The following is an 18,840-nucleotide window of genomic DNA, read 5'->3' on the forward strand; positions in this document are numbered from 1 at the left end:
GAAAATTACACTTGTGGCCTAATCTTGGTCTTAATCCGTAGCCATAAGGGTTGCGAGGGACCGTCCGTCGGTTTTAATGCCGACCTCTCGTCTTGTTGGGGATATCCAGCCTATGCGCCTTGCGCTCGCCAGCCTGATCGCCCTCGGTGCGGTCTCCACCGCCGTCGCCCAGGAACAAACCGCCGCTCCGGCTCCCGCCGCCGCGCCCGCTCAGGCTCCCGCCGCTGCTCCGGCGCCCGCCGGTCAGACCGCGCCGGCCTCGACCGACCAGGCCGCTCCGGCCGTCGCCGCGCCGGCCGCTGGCGCTGCTCCGGCCGAGACCTATACCGCTCCGGTTCGCGGTCCGCGCACCACCGACCCACTGGCGGTCCGCCTGATGGACGTGCTGGACAAGGTCTGCAAGCCGTCGGTCGCCGGCGGTGACTTCGCTCAGCTGGTCAAGGACTATGGCTTCAAGAAGAAGAAGGAGCAGTGGGTCTTCGATCTGGGCAAGCCCTACAACATCACCCTGGATAACCCGGGCTCGAACAAGAACGTCTGCACGATCACCATCGACTACGCGCAGACCCCCGAGCAGGCCCAGGAACTGGCCAACGCCCTGCACGACTACGCCACCTGGGAAAACAGCCCGCAGCTGCGCCTGATCCGCAACGACCAGACGGTCGGCAGCGACTTCCGCCGCTTCACCGTGTCGTGGGATGACGCCTGGGCCGCCGGCCACGCCGGCCTGGTGTTCATGCGCCTGAAGAAGACCGACGAGACCTCGGTCGGCAAGAACTTCGAGCGCGCCCAGGTCCTGTACAGCACCACCAGCCGCTAAGGCCTAGCTTGCCCCAGACCGGGGCCGGTTCTATCTAACGAAGGCGCGGGGACGACCCCGCGCCTTTTTTGTTGTCCGGGGACGACCCCACCTTTTCAGAAAAGGGGCTCGTCGTGGCCTGGATCATTCTCTTCATCGCCGGTCTGTTCGAAATCGGCTGGGCCGTGGGCCTGAAGTTCACCGAGGGCTTCACCAAGCCGATCCCGGTCGCGCTGACCGCCGTCAGCCTTGTGCTGTCCATGGGTCTGCTGGGCTGGGCCGTGAAGACCCTGCCGCTGGGCACGGCCTACGCTGTCTGGACAGGCGTCGGCGCCGTCGGCACGGCCATTGTCGGCATCGTGCTGTTCAAGGAGCCGGCGACGGCGGCACGGCTGGTCTGCCTGGGCCTGATCGTGGCCGGAATCCTGGGGCTGAAGGTGTTCTCGCCGTCGGCTTAGGCCGCCGCGCGGCCTTCGTCTGCGATGAAGGTCAGGCAGCGCTCGGCGACCGCCTCCCACCCGGGCTCGCCGGGCAGCCAGTGGCTCATCTCGGGGAACACCTCGACGCTGCCCCCCAGCCGGGCGGCCGTCTGGCGGACCGTGGCGGGCGGATGGATGACGTCCTGACCGCCGGCGACGGCCAGCACGGGGCAGCCCGGCGCCGAGACCGAGGTGGTCATGAACGGATCCAGCCACCAGTTCAGCGTCTCCCACAGCGCCCGGCCGCTCTCGGCCGTCATGCGGGCGAAGATCGCCTTGCGCTCGGGGCGCTGTAGGCGGTCGACGCTGTAGCGGCGCACGACGCCGTAGTCCGGCGCGATGGCCTGCAGCCAGTAGGGGCCGAGGCTGTAGAGGCTGACGGCCGAGACCGCCTCCTCCAGGCTCGCGCCCGAGACGCCCCAGGGCGCGGAGGGGGCCAGCAGGATCAGCTTGGAGACCTTGGCGCGGCTGGCGGCCATCTGGGCGACCAGGCCGCCTATCGAGTGGCCGATCAGGATTGGCGGCGTCTCGCAGGTCTCGATCAGACGCGCGATCTGGCGCGCATAGTCGCTCATCGAGACGCCGGCGGCGCTGCTGGTGCCATCGTGGCCGATCAGGTCGGGCGCCAGGACGCGGTGACCCGCCGCCTCGAACGGCGCGCGGAAGGCGTCGAAGGTCCAGCCGCCGCAGAAGGCGCCGTGGACCATGATCACGGGTGCGCGCATGGACGCCCTAAAGAAAACCCCGCCGACAAGCTCGTCGGCGGGGAACAGCCTACACGGTCTACTTCGCCTTGGGCGAGGTTTTGGCGGCCGCCTTTGTCGCAGGCGCCTTAGGGGCGGCCTTCGGAGCCGCGGCGGCCTTCGGCGCGGCCTTGGCGGTGGCCGGCTTCGCGGCCGGGGCCTTGGGAGCAGCCTTCGGCGCTGCGGTCTTGGCGGGAGCCGGAGCAGCCTCTGCCTTCGGCTGGGCCGGAGCCTTGGGCTTGGCGGCCGGAGCAGCCTTCGCGGCGGGCGCGGGTTTCGCGGCAGGCTTCGGAGCCGGCGCGGCCTTCGCGGGGGCTTTCGCAGCCGCCGGCTTGGCAGCCGGCTTGGGGGCTGCTGCGGCCTTGGCCGGAGCCTTGGCGGCAGGCGCAGCCTTCGCGGCGGGCTTCGGCGCGGCCTCGGCCTTGGCGGCGGGTTTCGCCGGAGCCTTGGGCGCGGCCTTCGGAGCCGCTTCGGCCTTCGGCTTGGCGGGGGCCTTCGGCGCAGCGGCCTTCTTCGGCGCGGGTGCGGGTTTCGCCGGAGCCGGAGCGGCCGCCACCGGGGTGGGCGCGGGAGCAGGAGCCGGAGCCGGTTCCGCCGCCTTCACGGGCGCGGGCGCGGGTTCGGGCGGCTTGGCCGGAGCCGGAGCCGGGGCGGGGGCCGGAGCCGCCGTCGCGGCCGGGGCTTTGGTCTTGCCCGTCAGCCAGGCGATCACGTCGTCGAGGATCTTCATCGTGTTGGGCTCGTCTATGAGATAATGGGCGTTGTTGGGATAGATCTTGAGGTCGGCGGTCGCGTACTTGCGGTCGAGACGTTGGACGTCGTCCAGTGGCGTGGTGCGGTCCAGGGCGCCGGCGTTGATCAGGATCGGCACGGTCACCTTGGTTTCGTCGACATAGGCCGTCTTGTGGACGTCCTTGTGCGGCCAGGCCAGGTCGGCCAGCACCTGGCCGCTGTCATAGACCATCGTGGCGTAGAGCGCGTCGTGACGCGCGGCCGGCACGGCGTTCATGACGCCGAACTTGAAGCCGGGCTTCCACATCTTGCCCGTCCGGGTCTCGGGCTTGTACTGCAGCGCCATGTTCAGGAAGGTGAAGACCGGCGAGAGCTTGGGCTTGCCGCGCGCGTCGGCCGGCGAGGCCGGGGCGAACAGCACCAGGGCCGACGCATGACCGGCCTCGGCGATCTTCTGGGCGATCAGACCGCCCATCGAGTGGCCGAAGACCAGCGGCTTCTGGCCGGTCTCCTTGGCCAGGGTCTGGGCCAGGGCGCTCATCTCGGCGACGTAGTCGGCCAGGGTGAGGCCGGCCAGGCCCGCGCGCGGACCCTCGACCGTGCGCACCGCCGATCGGATGGTTGGCGCCACCACGTTGTAGCCTTCGGCCTTCAGCCGTGCGGCGACAGGACCCCAGACGTCCCCCGCGCAGCCGTAGCCGTGAATCAGCAGAACTGTATCCGCCATTCGGTACTCCCCTGCGCGGGAGCTCAGCCGCCGCGCGCGAACCCCTGGAACGCGGCGACCACAACCTCGTAGACCCCGCGCTTGAAGGGTACGATCAGTTCGGGTGCTTCGTCGAGCCTGCCCCATTTCCAGGCGTCGAACTCGACGTGATCGTCCGCTTCCAGATCGATCTCTGCCTCTTCGCCGATGAAGCGATAGGCGAACCAGACCTGCTTTTGCCCAAGCCAGCCGCGCGAGCGCTTTTCGTTGGCCAGAACCTCGGGCGGGAAGTCGTATGTGATCCAGCCTTCGGTGCGGCCCAGCAGCGCGACGGAGCTGACGCCGGTCTCCTCGGCCAGCTCGCGGCGGGCGGCCGCCTCCAGGCCCTCACCGTCATCCACCCCACCCTGCGGGAACTGCCAGTTATAGGGCGGGGCTTGCTTGTTGCGCCGGCCCAGCCAGACGCGGCCGTCCCGATGGAACAGGACGACGCCGACGTTCGGGCGGTGCTTGGGATAGTCGAGCTCGGTCATGCCGAGCCTTTTTCCACGAGTTCTAGCGGCGCGCCACTCTTAGCGACGGGCGAGCGCGGAGGCCGGAGCCAGCTGGATGCCGCGCGCCTGCAGGCCGGCGGCCCAGACGCGCACCTGATTGATGGTCACCGGATAGGCGAAGCCCGAGCCCAGCGACTGGCCGCGACTGGCCGCGCCGGTCTCCAGAGCCTTGAGCTGGGTGTCGATGGCGGCGGCCGACAGCTCGTCGTCGATCACCCGGTCGGCGGAGGCGCGCGGGATCGGCCCGGCGCGGCGGGCAGCCAGGCCGTCGTCGACGAAGGCCAGGCCCCGCGACTTCAGCACGCCGTTGAAGGTGGCCATCGCCTGGTCGTTGTCGACGAAGCGGGCCCCCAGATAGTTCGACAGGCCGAAATAGCCGGTGGCGCGCGACATCAGCCACTCCAGCTTGCGCACGGTGTCTTCCGGCCGGTTGGCGGCGATCAGGGTGTAGGGACCCGGATCGTTGGCCGGATAGTCGGCCGGCTCCATCGGGGTCTCCAGCAGCACCTCGTGGCCGTGGGCGCGAGCCAGGTCGATCCAGCCCTGCAGGCCTTCGGCATAGGGCGCGAAGGACAGGGTGATCTCGCCAGGCAGGGTCTCGATCGCCGCGCGGGTGGTCTGGGCGTTGAGGCCGAGACCGCCGATGACCATGGACACCTTGGGGCGGCCGTTGGGCTGGAACGGGCGGGCATAGGCTTCGGCGGCGGTGCGGCCGTCGGCGCCGATGATCGGCAGCGGGCCGCCGCCGGGCCCCGGGGCGGTCAGGCCGGCGATCGGGGCCTGGGCCAGGCCAGGGCCCTGCTGGATCGGCGGCAGGTTCTGAAGGCCCTCGGCGGGCGGCGCCGCAGCCTCTTCCGGCTTCACCGGGGCGAAGGGATTGGCCGACAGGCCCAGCTGGCCGGGAACCAGCTCGGCCCCGTGCGGATCCTCGCCGCCCAGGCCCTCGCGCCAGCCGTCGGGTGCGTTCTTGGTGGCGCCGATCTTGGTCAGCTCCAGGCGAATCACCGGCGAACCGGCGTGCGGGTCGCTGGTGATCAGCACAAGCGTCGCCAGCGAGGCCAGGAACAGCAAGGCCGCGCCGCTGGCGCCGATGAAAGGATTGCTGACCGCGGCCATCAGCTTGGCGCGCAGGTCCCCGGACCCGCCCGGAGCGGGCGTGGCGGCGGCATAGGCGGGCTTACGCGAAAAGGAGACGGCCATGACCTCTTCAGCCTAGCGGGCAAGCTTCGAATATATGGTTAACGAGATGTGGCCGGATGAGGTCCTGATGGCCTTCGCGCCGCGGCGCGACGACGCGGGCGCCGCTGAAATTGGCGTTTTCTGCAAGCGCTGCAGGCGCTGGACGCTGAGAGCGGTCATGGGCGGTCTGATCGGTTGACGGGCGCGGTCCCGGCTCATTCCCTGGAGTCCTCTCGCGGGAGAGATCGGGCCCCGGCCCGGCGCTGAAGGCGAAACCGCCCCGGAAACGCTCAAGCAGAAGGACCGCGCGAGATGTTGAACGCTGGAAAGCAGGGCGCTTACCGCCCTCGCCGAAGGAGCAAGGCGACCGCCCGTCCGTCAGAGACGGGGCGCTGAATCTCTCAGGCCCAAGGACAGCGGGGGTGCGAAGGCGAGCCGTCCCGGCCCGCCCAGACCCACGCGTGCGCCAAATGCGGATTTAGAACTATTCCCATATCGATATAGTCAAACGTAATGAACGCGATCGTCGTGTGCGACTTTCGTGAGATTTCTATTAAATGTATAAAGTGACGATATTTGAATTGTTCATAAATCGGACATGGATGCGCAACGTTTCCACTTTGTGATTAAGTGGGCTCGGTCCTAGAAATTCTTAGTTTACCTGCGATGAAGTGTTGATGACGCTGAAGCCAGTCAAAATGATTGGGGATAGTCATGACCACTCGCATACCTGCCCGCGCCGCAACTCGTCTTAGGGCGCTGCTTCTCGCCGCCTCTGTCTTGGGGAGCGCGACGCCGGTCCTGGCCCAGGAAGCCGACAAGGCCGCCGAACTGGAAACGGTCGTGGTGACGGGCAAGCGCCTTTCGGAAGCCAGCGTCGCCATCGGCACCGACCACGCCACGGCCACCGTCTCGATCACCCGCGAGGCGCTGCTGTCGGCGCCGGCGGGCATCACCGGCCTGAAGATGCTGGAGAGCCTGCCGGGCTTCAACGTCCAGGCCAACGACGCCCTGGGCATGTACGAGTTCGGCAACTCGGTCTCGGTGCGGGCCTTCAACTTCCAGCAGATCGGCTTCCTGCTGGACGGCATCCCGATGGGCCGCAGCGACCAGTTCGGCGGCAGCCCGATCTATCGTTATGTCGACAACGAGAACCTGCTGCGGGTGACCGCCTCGGCCGGGGCCGGCGACGTCGCCCTGCCCAGCTACGCCTCGCTGGGACCCATCGTCGACTACTTCACCCAGGCTCCGTCGGAAGAGGCAGGCGGCGCGATCAGCCAGACCTTCGGCAGCGACAGCCTGCGCCGCACCTTCCTGCGCCTGGAGTCCGGCAAGGTGGGTCCGCTGTCGGGCTATGTCAGCGGCTCGTGGATCAAGGGCGACCTGTGGCGCGGCCCGGGCACGATCGATCGCAAGCACTATGAGGGCAAGCTGAAGTACGACCTGCCCAACGGCGGCGACATCAGCTTCCAGACGGTCCACAACGACTATTACGACTATGACAGCCCGTCGATCACCAAGGCCCAGTACGCCGGGACGGCGGGCGACGTGTTCGGCCGCCAGGGGCGCTATTTCGCCTATCTGGGCGCGGTGCCGACCTCGGTTCCGTTCGGAACGCCGCTGTCGATCCCGACGGGCAGCCTGCCCGAGGCCGTGGCGGGGGTTCCGTATTCCAACGCCAACTACGCGCAGTACTACAAGTTCGCGGTCAACAAGCGGAAGGACCACCTGTACGGCCTGACGCTGAACACCCCGATCACCGACAATTTCGACCTGACGACCACGGCCTATTACGAGGACAAGGGCGGCTACGGCGTCTCGCCCGAGGCCTATGCGACCTCACTGAGCAGCTACAACGCCGAGAAGGGCATCGTGGCCGGCATCGTGGCCCCGCGCGGCATCCAGTACGGCCTGTCGGGCATCGACGGCATCCGCAAGGGCGTCACCGCCAAGGTCGCCTGGCATCTCGGTTTCAACAAGATCGAGGCCGGCCTCTGGCTGGAGAACGACGACTATCATCGCACCCAGAACCGCTACAACGTCGAGAACGGCAATCCCGACGGCAAGCCCTTGTTCAACGAGCGGGTCCACGCCCAGCGCGACTACAAGTCGCTGCGCGAGACCAAGCAGTTCTTCGTCAAGGACACCGTCACCCTGCTGGATGCCAAGCTGAAGCTGGAGTTGGGCTTCAAGGCCACCGACATCGACTACAAGATCGCCGGCTATCGCAACCCGGCCGACTACATCAACAGCCGCCACCCGATCATCAAGGACAACTGGAAGGACAGCTTCCTGCCCCAGGTCGGCGCGGTCTACAACGTGACCGGCCGCGACCAGGTGTTCGCCTCGTACTCCGAGAACATGGCCCTGCCGCGCGGCGCCGACGACATCTTCTCGGCCGCCAGCCCGACCGTCGCCGGTCCCGATCCCGAGACCTCGACCAACTGGGAACTGGGCTACCGCGCCAACCACAAGACGTTCAACGCCTCGATCGTCGCCTACCAGACCGAGTTCAAGAACCGCCTGCAGGCCTTCGCCTCGCTGGTGCCCGGCGGCGGCGGCACGACCGAGACCTTCTACCAGAACGTCGGGGCGGTGAAGGCCAAGGGCGTCGAGTTCAGCGGCCAGTGGAAGCCGGAAGTCTTCGCCGGCAAGGCCTATTTCAACGCCAACGTCTCGTACAACGACGCCAAGTTCCAGGATGACGTCCTGAACTACCGCGCCAGCACCACGGCCGCGCCGATCACCCTGGCCGTCGCCGGCAAGAAGGTGCCGGACTTCCCCGACTGGGTGTTCCAGGGCGGCGTGACGCTGGAGCCCTTTGATGGCCTGCTGATGAATATTTCGGCCCGCCACCTGGAGAGCCGTTTCACCAACTTCGTCAACAGCGAGAAGGTCGGCGGTTACACCATCGTCAACGCCTATATCGACATCGGCGACGGCTTCGCGGCCGGTCCGTTCAGCCAGGTCAAGGCGCGGGTCAACATCGATAACCTGCTGGACAAGGACTATCTGGGCACGATCAGCACGACGGTGAACACGGCCGCCAGCTTCCGCCCGGCCTCGCCGCGCACGATCCAGTTCACGATCTCCGCAGACTTCTAGTCCCCGCCCTCCGGTCGGCCTCTGCAAGGGCCGGCCGGACCCTTTTCGAGCGTACCCATGACCCGTTTCCTCCTCGCCACGACCGCCGCCCTGGCCCTGGCCGCCGCCGCCGCGCCCATGACGGCCTGGGCCGCCGACCCGGCCGCCGCGCGCAAGCTGCACGAGAGCCTGCTGACCCTCGACACCCACCTGGACACCCCCGCCAACTTCGGTCGGCCCGGCTGGGACATTCTTGATCGCCATTCGGCCGACAAGGACGGCTCGCAGATCGACTATCCGCGCATGGTCGAGGGCGGACTGGACGGCGGCTTCTTCGCCATCTTCACCAACCAGGGGCCGCGCACGCCCGAGGCCACGCGCGCCGCCCGCGACGCGGCGATCATTCGCGGCGTTGAGATCCGTGAGATGGTCGCCAAGCACGGCGACAAGTTCGCCCTGGCCCTGAAGGCCGACGACGCCGAGCGCATCGCCGCCCAGGGCAAGCGGGTGGTCTTCGTCAGCGTCGAGAACAGCTATCCGATGGATGGCGACGTCACCCTGCTGTCGACCTTCTATGCGCTGGGTGTCCGCATCTCTGGCCTGGCCCATTTCAAGAACAACGACATGGCTGACAGCTCGACGGACACGCCCGAGTGGCATGGCCTGTCGCCGCTGGGGAAATCGTTCGTCGCCGAGGCCAACCGCCTGGGCGTCGTGCTGGACGGCTCGCACTCGTCCGACGAGGTGCTGGACCAGCTGATCGCGCTGTCGAAGACGCCGGTGATCCTGACCCACTCGGGCTGCAAGGCGGTGTTCAACCATCCGCGCAATGTCGACGACGCCCGCATCAAGGCCCTGGCGGCCAGCGGCGGCGTCATCCAGGTCGACGCCTATTCCAGCTATCTGATCGAGACGCCCAAGAACGCCGAGCGCGACGCGGCTGTGGCGGCGCTGCGAGCCAAGGCGGGCGCGCGGGCCAAGATGACCGAGGCCGAGCGCGCGGGCTTCATGGCCGAGATGAAGGCGATCGACACCAAGTACCCGGTTCAGAAGGCGACCTTCGAGGACTTCATGAACCACCTGAACCACGCCCTGAAGGTGGCCGGTGTCGACCATGTCGGGATCGGCATCGACTTCGATGGCGGCGGCGGGGTGACGGGGCTGAACGACGCCTCGGACTACTGGAAGATCAGCGAGCGCCTGCTCGCCGAGGGCTACACCCGCGATGACCTAGCCAAGATCTGGGGCGGCAACGTGCTGCGCCTGCTGCGCGCGGCCGAGGCGGCCAAGGCGGCGTAGGGGCCAACGAAAAGCGCCACCCCGGTTGCCCGGAGCGGCGCTGATCGGATCGAGGACGGCGGAAAGCCCTACTTGTTCTGGGTGACCGGCTTGCCGGACGCTGCGGCGGCCGCCTTGGCGGTGACCTCGGCGACCTTGGCCGCCGGCTTGGGCAGCTTGGGCGTATTGGCGACGCCGCCGGCGTTCAGCACGGCGATGGCGCGCTGCAGCTGGAAGTCGCCCTTCTTGTCGTCGAAGGCGGTCGGCGGGGCTTCGGCCGGGGTGTGGACCCCCACGCGGCTCTTGCCCTCGTCGGCGTTCAGCGCGTTCTTGAAGCTGGCCTCGCTGAACCAGACGCGGTTAGCGATGTCCTGGGCCTGGTCGCGGGTCTGGGCGACCTCGAGGTCCGGGGCGATGCCGGTCTTCTGGATCGAGCGGCCCGACGGCGTGAAGTACTTGGCCGTGGTCAGCTTCAGGGCGCCGTCGGCCCCGCCACGCAGCGGGATCACCGTCTGCACCGAACCCTTGCCGAAGCTGGTCAGGCCGACCAGTTCGGCGCGGTGACGGTCCTGCAGGGCGCCAGCGACGATTTCGGCCGCCGAGGCCGAGCCCTGGTTGATCAGCACGACCATCTTCATGCCGTTCAGCAGGTCGCCGGGACGAGCGTTGTAGCGCTGGATGTTGCGCGGATCGCGGCCGCGCTGGCTGACCACCTCGCCGCCGTCCAGGAACACGTCGGCGACGCCGACCGCCTGGTCGAGCAGGCCGCCCGGATTGTTCCGGAGGTCGAGGATCAGGCCCTTCATCTTCGGGTTCTTGGCCTTCAGCTCGTTGATCGAGGCGACCAGGGCGTCGGTGGCCTTCTCGTTGAAGCCGGGCAGGCGGACATAGCCGTAGTCGCCTTCCATGCGGGCGATGGCGGCCTTGGGCTTGATCACTTCGCGGATCAGCTTGACGTCGAATGGATCGGTCTTGTCGCGCGCGATGGTCAGGGTGACCGGCTCGCCGGCCGTGCCGCGCATCTGCTTGACCGCCTCGTTGACGGTCAGGCCCAGAACGCTCTGGCCATTGACGGCGGTGATGTAGTCGCCCGCCTGGACGCCGGCGCGCGAGGCCGGGGTGCCGTCCATCGGCGAGATCACCTTCACGACGCCGTCTTCGCTGGTCACTTCCAGGCCCAGCCCGCCGTATTCGCCGCGGGTGGTGTCCTGCATGTCCTCATAGGCGTCGGGCGCCAGGTAGCCCGAGTGCGGGTCGAGGCTGGTCAGCATGCCGTCCAGGGCCGCCTCGATCAGCTTCTTGTCGTCGACCTCGGTGACGTACTGGTCCTCGACCGTGCCCAGCACGTCGCCGAACAGCTCCAGCATCTTGTAGGTCTTGGTCTTAGGCGCGTTGTTCGCCTGGGCGATGGGACTGACATAGGCCATGGCCCCCGCACCGAGGACGAAGGCGGAAACGCCGATGAGCAGGTACTTGCGCATTAAGGCCCAGAAGGCTCCCTACGCGACGCGCGGCGCCGCAACCGAATTTAGCTCCACCCAACCCTGTCAGGGATCGGAGGTATAATTACGGCCACCATTACTGAAAAAGCCGTCTACCGCGACTCCTGTTTGAGCCAGCGCTCCGGATCGGCCGGGGCGCCGTTCTCGCGGACCTCCAGATAGAGTTCCGGCTCCGAGGATACATGGTCCGGCATCTTCCCGATGGGGGCGCCCGCCGCGACAGATTGTCCTTGGCTGGCCGTGATCTGGTCCAGGCCCGCGACGACCACGTGATAGGCGCCCTGGGTGCGCAGGATCAGCACCGCGCCCCAACCGTTCAGCGCGCCGGCATACTCGACGGTGCCGGCGGTCGGGGCGGCGATCGCCTGGCCCTTCTCGGTGCGCAGGGTCAGGCCGGGCGACTTGCCGCCGGCCGGCATCTCCTGGCCGAAGCGGCGGACGATCTCGCCGGCCGGGCGGCGCAGCACCAGCGGACCCGAGGTCTCGACCTTGCCGAGGCCGTCGGTCAGGGCGCCCAGGGTGCGCAGCTCGTTCTGCTGGGTCAGGGCCTCTTGGGCGAAGGCGCGCTCCAGCTGGGTCTTCTCGATGATCAGCCGCTCGATCTCGCCCTTGCGGTCGGCGACCGCGCTCTCGGCGGTGAACAGTTCGGCCGAGGCGGCGGCGGCCTCGCGGCGCAGGGTCCCGACCGCGACGGCCTGGCGGCCATAGGCGTCGGCGCGATGCTGCAGTTCGGGGGTCATGGCCCGGATCAGGATGGCGGCCCGCACCGCGTCGCGGGCGTCGGCCGGCGAGACCAGCAGGGCCGGCGGCGGGTCGCGGCGGAACAGTTGCAGGGCCGACAGCAGCAGGGACAGGCGCTGCCGGTTGCGGCCAAGGTCGGCCAGGATGGCGTTCTCGCGGGCGTTCAGGGTTTCCAGCCGGGCCCGCTTGGCGTCGACATCGCCGCCGGCGGCGATGCGTGCATGGTCCAGACGGTCCAACTCGGCGCGCAGATCCTGAATCTCGCGACGGGTGTCGATGGCGGTCTGGCGATCCCTGGCCCGCTGGTCTTCGACGACGCGATCCGCGCGCTGCCAGCCGACCACGGCCGTCGGAACGGCGAGGACCAGGGCGCAAACGGCGATGACGAGTCGCGAGCGGGACATCGCCAAACCTCTAGCCCTAATCGCGGTGGTAGGGCGAGCCCGACAGGATGGTGGCGGCGCGATAGACCTGCTCGGCCAGCATGGCCCGGGCCAGGGCGTGCGGCCAGGTCTGGATGCCGAAAGCCATGGTCTCGTTGGCCGAGGACAGGATCGAGGCGTCCAGCCCGTCGGCCCCGCCGATCAGGAACACCACGCGACGGTTCCCATCGTCGCGCAGCCGGGCGAGGTGGTCGGAGAAGGCGCGGCTCTTCCAGGCCTTGCCGTGCTCATCGCACGCCACGACATAGGCGCCGTCCAGGTGCGGGCGCAGCACTTCGGCCTCGGCCGCCTTGCCGGGCTTGCGGGCCTCGACCTCGACGATCTCGACCGGGCCCAGCGCCAGGGCGCGGCCGGACGCGGTGGCGCGGGACGCATAGTCCACGGCCAGCTGCGCCTCGACCATGCGGCCAAGCTTTCCGACGGTGAGGATGGTGATCTTCATTTCACCGAGCATGTGCCACGGCCGGGCCGTTTCGTCGCCACGAAAGCCCTGGTGGCTGTGACAAAGCAGTCCGGCGCGGTGAAGGCCAGGAAGTGCGGTCCGCCCTTGACGGTGGTCAACGCGATCGGTCCCGCCGCCTTCAGCGCCCCGACCTGGGCCGCGGCGCCGGCATAAGGCGTCTTCGGATCCATGTCGCCTTGCAGCACCAGGGTGGGCGGCAGCTTGGCGGGGCGCTTTCCGAACCAGGCGTCGCGCGGATAGGCGTCGGCCGCGCCGCCGACCAGCTGGCCGGGCAGGCTGCTGACGAACAGAAGGACCTTGGCCTCCGCCTCGACATCGGCCTTGGTCATGGCGGGGCGGGCGTTGTTTTCCGAGGCGCTGATCAGGGCCACCAGGGGAATCGACGGTGGCGACTGCGGGTAGGCTCCGAACGGTGCGCCGAAGGCTTCCAGGTCGGCCTCGGCCCTTTCCAGCGGCTTGGCGTCGCCGGCGCGCAAGGCGGCGATAAGATCGGGGATGCGGGCGCGCAGGGCCGGTGCGTCCAGCAGGGCGCCGAAGAACAGCTTGGGCTTGCCGCCAGGGACCAGGGCCGCCAGCTTCGGATCCTGCACGACCTGGCGGTAGGCCATCACCGCCGAGCCGCCGAGGCGGGCGCGGCAGGCGGCGTCGGCGTCGCACTGGGCCAGGACCTGACGGCCGACCCCATCAACGACGACCGAGCGGTGGCTAAGGTCGAGCGTCTTCGTGTCCTCCGGCGGGACCAGAGAGTCGAGGATCACGCCGTCCAGCCGCCTGGGCGGGGCGACCGCCAGGGTGCGCAGGACAAGCTGAGTGCCGTACGAGACGCCGTAGAGCAGCGTCGGCTTGTCGTCGCCGTAGCGGGCCATCAGCGCCGAGAGGTCGCGCGCGGCGTTGGTGATGGTGAAGGCCTTGGCGCGCGGGGTGTTCAGCGTCGGCAGGCAAGTTGCCCATTCCGCGCCGCGCAGGGCGGCACCGCCTGGGCTGTCGGGGCTCTCCTCGGTCGGGCACAGGCGCGTGGAGAAGCCGGCGCCGCGATGGTCGGGGATGATCAGATCGTAGCCAGGCAGCGCCGCCCGGAAGGTCTTCAGCAGCGGATAGAAACTGGCGCCGGACTCCCCGGGGCCGCCCGCGATCAGCCAGGCCTGGCCGCGCGAGGGGCCTTCGGCGGGAAAGCGCCGCACGAACAGGCTGGCGCGACCCAGAGCCGGAAAGGCGGCGGCCAGCGGCGTCTCGAAGCGGGCGCACAGGCTGCCGGCCAGGTCGCCTCGGGCGTCGGTACAGGGCTGGAAGGCGTCAGGGGACGACGGATCGGCGGCGGCGAACGCCGAGGGCGCGCCGGCTAGCACGGCGAGCCCGAACGCGGCGGCCGCGAAAATCTTGGATGTCATGAAGTTCCCCACACAGACGCGCATCATCTACGGCTGCACGCGCCGGCGCAGCTTAAGGTTTCGTCATGAGGGGATAGCGGTCGCCGCGACGGCCCCGCTGAATGGGGGACCGTCGCCGAGCCTTAAGATCAGTTCGCCGCGGTGCGGTGCGGGGCGTCGACCGCCCAGATCTTCTCGATGTTGTAGAAGGTGCGCACTTCGGGGCGGAACAGGTGGACCACGACGTCGCCGGCGTCGATCAGCACCCAGTCGCAGTGCGGCAGGCCTTCGACCTTCGCCCTGCCGTAGCCGTTTTCCTTCAGCGCCCGCAGCAGGTGGTCGGCCAGCGCGCCGACGTGACGGTGCGAGCGGCCCGACGCCACGATCAGGCTGTCGGCGACCGAGCTCTTGTCCGCCAAGTCGATGTGGACGATGTCCTGGGCCTTGTCGTCATCCAGACGTTCCAGGATCAGGCGCTCCAGCGCCTTGAGGTCGAGGGGCAGATTCAGGCCCTGGGATTCAGTCGAGGACTCGGCGCCGGCCAGGCCTTCGTGCGCACTAAGCGCGGGGTCGCTACGCAGCGGATTGCTCCTTATGGGTTCGCTGTGGATATCTTCCATAGCACGGAATTGAGCCGGAAGTGAGGGGGTGATGGCCGAACGGCGATTCGCCAGCGGCCCTGAGGCGTTCGCGCAACGCCAGAAAGCTTGGCCCTCAGCCCTTTTGCCTCGCCCGCATGGCCGTCGACGAGGCGAAGTTCAGCGGTCCGGTCAGGTACACCCAGGCCGGCGACTTGGCGTCCGGCAGCTTGGCGGCGGCGCTTGCGGGCCAGCGGGCGAAGGCGAAGCGGCGGGCGGCCGGCGAGGTGCGGGCCTTCAGCGCGATCCACGGGCGGGAGATCACGGCGACCGGAACCTCGCGCATGATCTGGGTCCAGCCGCGCCAGCGATGGAAGGTGGCCAAGCTGTCGGCGCCCATCACCCAGACGAACTTCACCCCAGGATAGCGCGCCCGCAGCACTCTCAGGGTGTCGATCGTGTACTGCGAGCCAAGGCGCGTCTCGGCGTCGGAGACGATCATGCCCGAGCCGCGCGCCCAGCGGCGGGCATTGGCCATCCGTTCGGCGACGGGGCGGGTCTCGTGGGAGGACTTCAGCGGATTCTGCGGCGACACCAGCCAGATGACGCGGTCCAGCTCCAGGCGGCGCATGGCCGTCTCGGCCACGTGGGCATGGCCCTCGTGCGCCGGGTTGAAGCTGCCGCCGAACAGGCCGACGCGCATGCCCGGCTCCAGGTGGAAGCCAAGACGCTGAGCGTTGGGCCGGCCGGCCTCAGGGACGAGTCTGGCCGGTCCCGCGAACCACATATTTGAACGTCGTCAGTTGCTCGGCCCCAACCGGGCCGCGGGCATGTAGCTTGTCGGTTGCGATGCCGATCTCGGCCCCGAAGCCGAACTCGCCGCCGTCGGCGAACTGGGTCGAGGCGTTGACCAGCACGATGGCGCTGTCGACCTCCGCCACGAAGGCGTCGGCGGCGCCGGCGTCCTCGGTGACGATCGCGTCGGTGTGGCCCGAGCCGTAGGCCGCGATGTGCCTGGCCGCGCCGACCACGCCGTCGACCACGGCCACGGCCAGGATCGGGGCCAGGTACTCGGTGGTCCAGTCCTCGGCGGTCGCCTTCTTCATCGTCGGCTCGATGGCGCGCGCAGCCGTGTCACCACGGAGTTCGCAGCCGGCCCGGATCAGGGCGTCGGCGATCGGCGGCAGCAGGCGTTCGGCGGCGGCCTTGTCGACCAGCAGGGTCTCGGCCGAGCCGCAGACCGACACCCGCCGCAGCTTGGCGTTGACGACGATGTCGACGGCCTTCTTCACGTCGGCGGCCGCGTGGACGAAGACGTGGTTCAGCCCTTCTAGGTGGCCCAGAACCGGGGCGCGGGCCTCGGCCTGGACGCGGGCGACGAGGCTCTTACCGCCGCGCGGAATGATCAGGTCGATGGCCTTGTCCAGGCCCGCGAGGATGGCGCCGACGGCGGCGCGGTCGGGGGTCCTGACGATCTGGACGGCGGCTGCGGGAAGGCCAGCGGCCTTCAAACCGCGTTCTATCGAAGCGTGAAGCGCGAGGTTGGAGTGGATGCACTCCGACCCGCCGCGCAGGATCACCGCATTGCCCGAGCGCACGCACAGCGCCGCGGCGTCGGCGGTCACGTTCGGGCGGCTCTCATAGATCATGGCGATCACGCCGATCGGGGTGCGAACGCGGCTGATGTCCAGGCCGTTGGGCCGCGTCCAGCGCGAGGTGGCGACGCCGACCGGATCGGGGATGGCGGCCACCGCCTCGACCCCGGCGGCGACGTCTTCCAGCCGCGCTTCGTCGAGGGCCAGGCGGTCCAGCATCGGGCCGGAGACACCGTTGGCCTCGGCGCGGCCCAGGTCCTTGGCGTTGGCGGTCAGGATGGCGACAGCGTCCTGCCGGATCGCGGCGGCCATGGCCTGGATGGCGGCCGTGCGCTGCTCTGGCGTGGCGAGGCGGAGCGCATGCGCGCCCTCGCGAGCCGTCCGGCCCATCCCCGCCATCGTCGCCTGCAAGCTGACGCCCGCGTCGTCCATCGTCCCCGTCCTAATCCTGGTAAGTTATGCTCAGGTTGAGGCTTACCTAGGCGCTTTCAGGGGAGGATGAAACCGGCTTCGTCTGAAAACGGACGGAGTTTTGTTGGAGCGGCCTTGCTCAGGATTAGTCGCCGGCCATCCAGGCCGGTATGTCGCTGGCGGCGTGCAGCACACGCCAGACGTCCGCCATGGCGCGCGGAATGACGTCCTTGGACTTCAAGAGCGGTCGCGAACCCGCGTCCGAAGCGCGTCGAAGTAGCTCGCATCCGCCTGGGCGCCAGACGGCGCGGTCGCGTCTGGCGACCTACGCAGCGTCCCACGCATAAGCCTTGTCCAGCCAGTCCCCGATCCGCCCGTCCGGCCGCGCCAGGGCGTGGATCCGGGTCATCTCGTCGTCGGACAGGTTGAAGTCGAGGATGTCGAAGTTCTCCTCGATGCGGGCCGGGTTCTTGGTGCGGGGGATGGCGATGATCCCCTGCTGGATGATCCAGCGCAGGGTGACCTGGCCGGGGGTCTTGCCGTGGGCGGCGCCGATCTCGACCAGTACCGGGTCTTGGGCGACCTTGCCCTGGGCCAGGGGCGACCAGGCGGTGATCGATGTCCCCAGCGCGTCGGCCTTGGCCTTCAGGGTCTTGAGCGACAGGTAGGGGTGGTACTCGACCTGGTCGTTGGCGATCGGGGCTTCCGACAGCCGCGAGGCTTCTTCCAGCAGGGCCGAGGGGAAGTTCGACAGGCCGATGGCGCGGGTCAGGCCGCGCGACTGGACCTCGTTCAGCGCCTTCAGGGTCTCGGCCAGCGGCACGTCGGGCTTGGGCCAGTGCAGCAGCAGCAAGTCGACATGGTCGACGCCCAGGCGCTCCAGACTCTTCTCGGCCGAGCGCTGCAGGTCGCCGTCGTGAAACTTGTCGATCCAGACCTTGGTGGTCAGGAAGATCTCGTCGCGCTTGACGCCGCTGGCCTTGATCGCGGCGCCGACGTCGCGCTCGTTGCCGTAGATCTGGGCGGTGTCGATGTGGCGATAGCCGACCTCCAGGGCCTTCTCGACCAGGGGCGTGGCCGTACCGTTCTCCAGCTGCCAGGTGCCGAAGCCGAGGGCGGGCATCAGGACGTCGCCCGAGCGGATGGCGGGAACGAGCTTGGACATGGAGAACTCCGGAAAAACGATCAGGCCGATATAGGCGCTGGCTTGCCCAGCGCCACCTTGGCTCGAACGCGCGAGAGGCCGATGAAGACCACGGCGACCAGAGCGAAGAACAGGCTCATCTCGACCATGGTCAACACCACGGCCGGATAGCCGCGCTTGGCGACGTTCATGAACGGGTATGGATAGAAGCCCGACAGCGCGCCATGGAGGAGGGTCCAGAGGCCGAACAGGGCCGGAAAGGCCATGGCCTTGGCGGCGACGATCCATCGGGGCCGGCCCTGGCCGCCGCGCAGGGCCAGGTCGACCAGATAGGCGGCGGGGGTGATGGTGTGCAGGATCGTGTCGGAGACCAACCGCAGGCCCTGCGGATGCCACTGCCAGGCCAGCAGGGTGTGATAGACCACCGCGGTGATGGTGAGGTAGGTGGCGATCGACGCGCGCGGGCCGCTGCGTTCGGCCCAGGCGGCGAAGGCGCTGGCGGGCGCGACCAGCGGAGCGGTGAGCGCCCCGGCGGCCAGCATGTTCGACAGGATGGTGAAGTAGCTGAAGAACTCGACCGACTTCACGGTGGCCGAGACCAGGGTCTCGTCATAGACCATCAGGCCGTACTGCAGGGCGGGGCCCAGGCAGGCGACGGCGGCGATCAGGATGCGCCAGGCTTTCAAGATGCGGTCTCCGTCGGATGGGCCTCGTCCCAGGCCTTCAGCACCTTCTTGGGCGCGGTCGCGCGCCACTGCCGGGTGACCAGCCGCTCGACCGTGCCCGGATGGGCGAGGGGCAAGCGGACCAGGACGTAGGGGTAGTTCTTGAAGTGGTCGGTGAAATGGAAGACGTCCGGCTCGGCCTCGACCAGCATCTCGCGCTCGTCGAACGGCACGGCCGGGCAGACCAGACTCTCGCCGTCCTCGAACAGCCGGGTCAGGAACTTGTCGTGCGCTTTCAGACAGGGCCGGCCATAGGCCGTGCCGTCCTCGACGCCGGGCAATTTGAACGCGAACGCTCTGACGTCGTCGTAGGTCAT

Annotated in this window: 18 protein-coding genes and 1 riboswitch; of the genes, 4 read left to right on the forward strand and 14 right to left on the reverse strand. The window is 68.6% G+C overall.

What is annotated here, in order from left to right; genetic code table 11:
- Positions 1-76 precede the first annotated feature (76 nt).
- Together CSW62_RS01390 and sugE are read left to right on the forward strand one after the other, a co-directional pair.
- Positions 77-820, forward strand: a complete 744-nt coding sequence (locus CSW62_RS01390) for a hypothetical protein (protein ID WP_099575435.1) — start codon at positions 77-79, stop codon at positions 818-820.
- A gap of 113 nt (positions 821-933) precedes the next feature.
- On the forward strand, positions 934-1,257 hold the full coding sequence (sugE, locus tag CSW62_RS01395) for a quaternary ammonium compound efflux SMR transporter SugE (RefSeq protein ID WP_099575436.1): 324 nt from the start codon (positions 934-936) through the stop codon (positions 1,255-1,257).
- Here sugE and CSW62_RS01400 read toward each other — a convergent pair.
- From CSW62_RS01400 to CSW62_RS01415, 4 genes are read right to left on the reverse strand one after another with little or no spacing between them, the layout of a single operon-like run.
- Positions 1,254-2,003, reverse strand: coding sequence for an alpha/beta fold hydrolase (locus CSW62_RS01400; RefSeq protein ID WP_099575437.1), 750 nt, complete (start codon positions 2,001-2,003; stop codon positions 1,254-1,256). The two genes, sugE and CSW62_RS01400, sit on opposite strands and share 4 nt — an antisense overlap.
- A 58-nt stretch (positions 2,004-2,061) precedes the next feature.
- Positions 2,062-3,480, reverse strand: a complete 1,419-nt coding sequence (locus CSW62_RS01405; protein ID WP_099575438.1) for an alpha/beta hydrolase — start codon at positions 3,478-3,480, stop codon at positions 2,062-2,064.
- Between the two features lie 23 nt (positions 3,481-3,503).
- Positions 3,504-3,992, reverse strand: a complete 489-nt coding sequence (locus tag CSW62_RS01410) for an RNA pyrophosphohydrolase (RefSeq protein WP_099575439.1) — start codon at positions 3,990-3,992, stop codon at positions 3,504-3,506.
- 39 nt (positions 3,993-4,031) lie between these two features.
- The gene (locus CSW62_RS01415; protein ID WP_099575440.1) at positions 4,032-5,213 is read right to left on the reverse strand and encodes a divergent polysaccharide deacetylase family protein; all 1,182 of its coding nucleotides are present in this window, start codon (positions 5,211-5,213) and stop codon (positions 4,032-4,034) included.
- A gap of 291 nt (positions 5,214-5,504) precedes the next feature.
- Positions 5,505-5,619, forward strand: a riboswitch (glycine riboswitch).
- Positions 5,620-5,894: 275 nt separating this feature from the next.
- On the opposite strand from CSW62_RS01415, the gene CSW62_RS01425 reads away from it, so the two are divergent.
- Entirely contained in the window at positions 5,895-8,297 is a 2,403-nt protein-coding gene (locus tag CSW62_RS01425; RefSeq protein ID WP_099575441.1) for a TonB-dependent receptor, read from the forward strand.
- A gap of 57 nt (positions 8,298-8,354) precedes the next feature.
- A complete protein-coding gene (locus tag CSW62_RS01430; RefSeq protein WP_099575442.1) occupies positions 8,355-9,575 on the forward strand; it encodes a dipeptidase in 1,221 nt (406 codons plus the stop codon).
- A 68-nt stretch (positions 9,576-9,643) separates the two neighbouring features.
- Here the strand turns inward: CSW62_RS01430 and CSW62_RS01435 are convergent, their stop codons facing one another.
- The 10 genes from CSW62_RS01435 to CSW62_RS01480 all read right to left on the reverse strand — a co-directional run bounded on the left by CSW62_RS01435 (position 9,644) and on the right by CSW62_RS01480 (position 18,840).
- Positions 9,644-11,035 carry a S41 family peptidase gene (locus CSW62_RS01435; protein WP_099575443.1) on the reverse strand — a complete coding sequence of 464 codons (1,392 nt, stop codon included), beginning with the start codon at positions 11,033-11,035 and terminating at the stop codon, positions 9,644-9,646.
- 113 nt (positions 11,036-11,148) lie between these two features.
- On the reverse strand, positions 11,149-12,201 hold the full coding sequence (locus CSW62_RS01440; RefSeq protein WP_099575444.1) for a murein hydrolase activator EnvC: 1,053 nt from the start codon (positions 12,199-12,201) through the stop codon (positions 11,149-11,151).
- 16 nt (positions 12,202-12,217) lie between these two features.
- Positions 12,218-12,682, reverse strand: a complete 465-nt coding sequence (rlmH, locus tag CSW62_RS01445; protein WP_099575445.1) for a 23S rRNA (pseudouridine(1915)-N(3))-methyltransferase RlmH — start codon at positions 12,680-12,682, stop codon at positions 12,218-12,220.
- Positions 12,679-14,091, reverse strand: a complete 1,413-nt coding sequence (locus CSW62_RS01450) for an alpha/beta hydrolase (protein ID WP_199170492.1) — start codon at positions 14,089-14,091, stop codon at positions 12,679-12,681. Before CSW62_RS01450 ends, rlmH begins: the two co-directional genes overlap by 4 nt.
- 128 nt (positions 14,092-14,219) lie before the next feature.
- Positions 14,220-14,651: a ribosome silencing factor gene (gene rsfS, locus CSW62_RS01455; protein ID WP_099582129.1), complete on the reverse strand. Its 432-nt coding sequence runs from the start codon at positions 14,649-14,651 to the stop codon at positions 14,220-14,222.
- Positions 14,652-14,784: 133 nt separating this feature from the next.
- On the reverse strand, positions 14,785-15,435 hold the full coding sequence (locus CSW62_RS01460; protein ID WP_099575446.1) for a nicotinate-nucleotide adenylyltransferase: 651 nt from the start codon (positions 15,433-15,435) through the stop codon (positions 14,785-14,787).
- On the reverse strand, positions 15,401-16,675 hold the full coding sequence (locus CSW62_RS01465; protein ID WP_099575447.1) for a glutamate-5-semialdehyde dehydrogenase: 1,275 nt from the start codon (positions 16,673-16,675) through the stop codon (positions 15,401-15,403). The genes CSW62_RS01460 and CSW62_RS01465 overlap by 35 nt, the downstream gene beginning before the upstream one ends.
- A 304-nt stretch (positions 16,676-16,979) precedes the next feature.
- Complete coding sequence (locus CSW62_RS01470; protein WP_099575448.1) at positions 16,980-17,819, reverse strand: aldo/keto reductase; 840 nt, start codon at positions 17,817-17,819, stop codon at positions 16,980-16,982.
- 20 nt (positions 17,820-17,839) lie between these two features.
- Positions 17,840-18,484: a Pr6Pr family membrane protein gene (locus CSW62_RS01475; protein ID WP_233206588.1), complete on the reverse strand. Its 645-nt coding sequence runs from the start codon at positions 18,482-18,484 to the stop codon at positions 17,840-17,842.
- A complete protein-coding gene (locus tag CSW62_RS01480; RefSeq protein ID WP_099575449.1) occupies positions 18,481-18,840 on the reverse strand; it encodes an MmcQ/YjbR family DNA-binding protein in 360 nt (119 codons plus the stop codon). The genes CSW62_RS01475 and CSW62_RS01480 overlap by 4 nt, the downstream gene beginning before the upstream one ends.

Source organism: Caulobacter sp. FWC2 (genome assembly GCF_002742625.1).
GTDB lineage: Bacteria > Pseudomonadota > Alphaproteobacteria > Caulobacterales > Caulobacteraceae > Caulobacter.

What these genes read in the sequence shown, in the direction of transcription:
- CSW62_RS01390 (WP_099575435.1), top strand. Translation starts at nt 77, where the DNA reads ATGCCGACCTCTCGTCTTGTTGGGGATATCCAGCCTATGCGCCTTGCG.
- CSW62_RS01400 (WP_099575437.1), bottom strand. Translation starts at nt 2,003, where the DNA reads ATGCGCGCACCCGTGATCATGGTCCACGGCGCCTTCTGCGGCGGCTGG.
- CSW62_RS01405 (WP_099575438.1), bottom strand. Translation starts at nt 3,480, where the DNA reads ATGGCGGATACAGTTCTGCTGATTCACGGCTACGGCTGCGCGGGGGAC.
- CSW62_RS01410 (WP_099575439.1), bottom strand. Translation starts at nt 3,992, where the DNA reads ATGACCGAGCTCGACTATCCCAAGCACCGCCCGAACGTCGGCGTCGTC.
- CSW62_RS01415 (WP_099575440.1), bottom strand. Translation starts at nt 5,213, where the DNA reads ATGGCCGTCTCCTTTTCGCGTAAGCCCGCCTATGCCGCCGCCACGCCC.
- CSW62_RS01430 (WP_099575442.1), top strand. Translation starts at nt 8,355, where the DNA reads ATGACCCGTTTCCTCCTCGCCACGACCGCCGCCCTGGCCCTGGCCGCC.
- CSW62_RS01435 (WP_099575443.1), bottom strand. Translation starts at nt 11,035, where the DNA reads ATGCGCAAGTACCTGCTCATCGGCGTTTCCGCCTTCGTCCTCGGTGCG.
- CSW62_RS01440 (WP_099575444.1), bottom strand. Translation starts at nt 12,201, where the DNA reads ATGTCCCGCTCGCGACTCGTCATCGCCGTTTGCGCCCTGGTCCTCGCC.
- rlmH (WP_099575445.1), bottom strand. Translation starts at nt 12,682, where the DNA reads ATGAAGATCACCATCCTCACCGTCGGAAAGCTTGGCCGCATGGTCGAG.
- CSW62_RS01450 (WP_199170492.1), bottom strand. Translation starts at nt 14,091, where the DNA reads ATGACATCCAAGATTTTCGCGGCCGCCGCGTTCGGGCTCGCCGTGCTA.
- CSW62_RS01460 (WP_099575446.1), bottom strand. Translation starts at nt 15,435, where the DNA reads ATGTGGTTCGCGGGACCGGCCAGACTCGTCCCTGAGGCCGGCCGGCCC.
- CSW62_RS01465 (WP_099575447.1), bottom strand. Translation starts at nt 16,675, where the DNA reads ATGGACGACGCGGGCGTCAGCTTGCAGGCGACGATGGCGGGGATGGGC.
- CSW62_RS01470 (WP_099575448.1), bottom strand. Translation starts at nt 17,819, where the DNA reads ATGTCCAAGCTCGTTCCCGCCATCCGCTCGGGCGACGTCCTGATGCCC.
- CSW62_RS01480 (WP_099575449.1), bottom strand. Translation starts at nt 18,840, where the DNA reads ATGACCTACGACGACGTCAGAGCGTTCGCGTTCAAATTGCCCGGCGTC.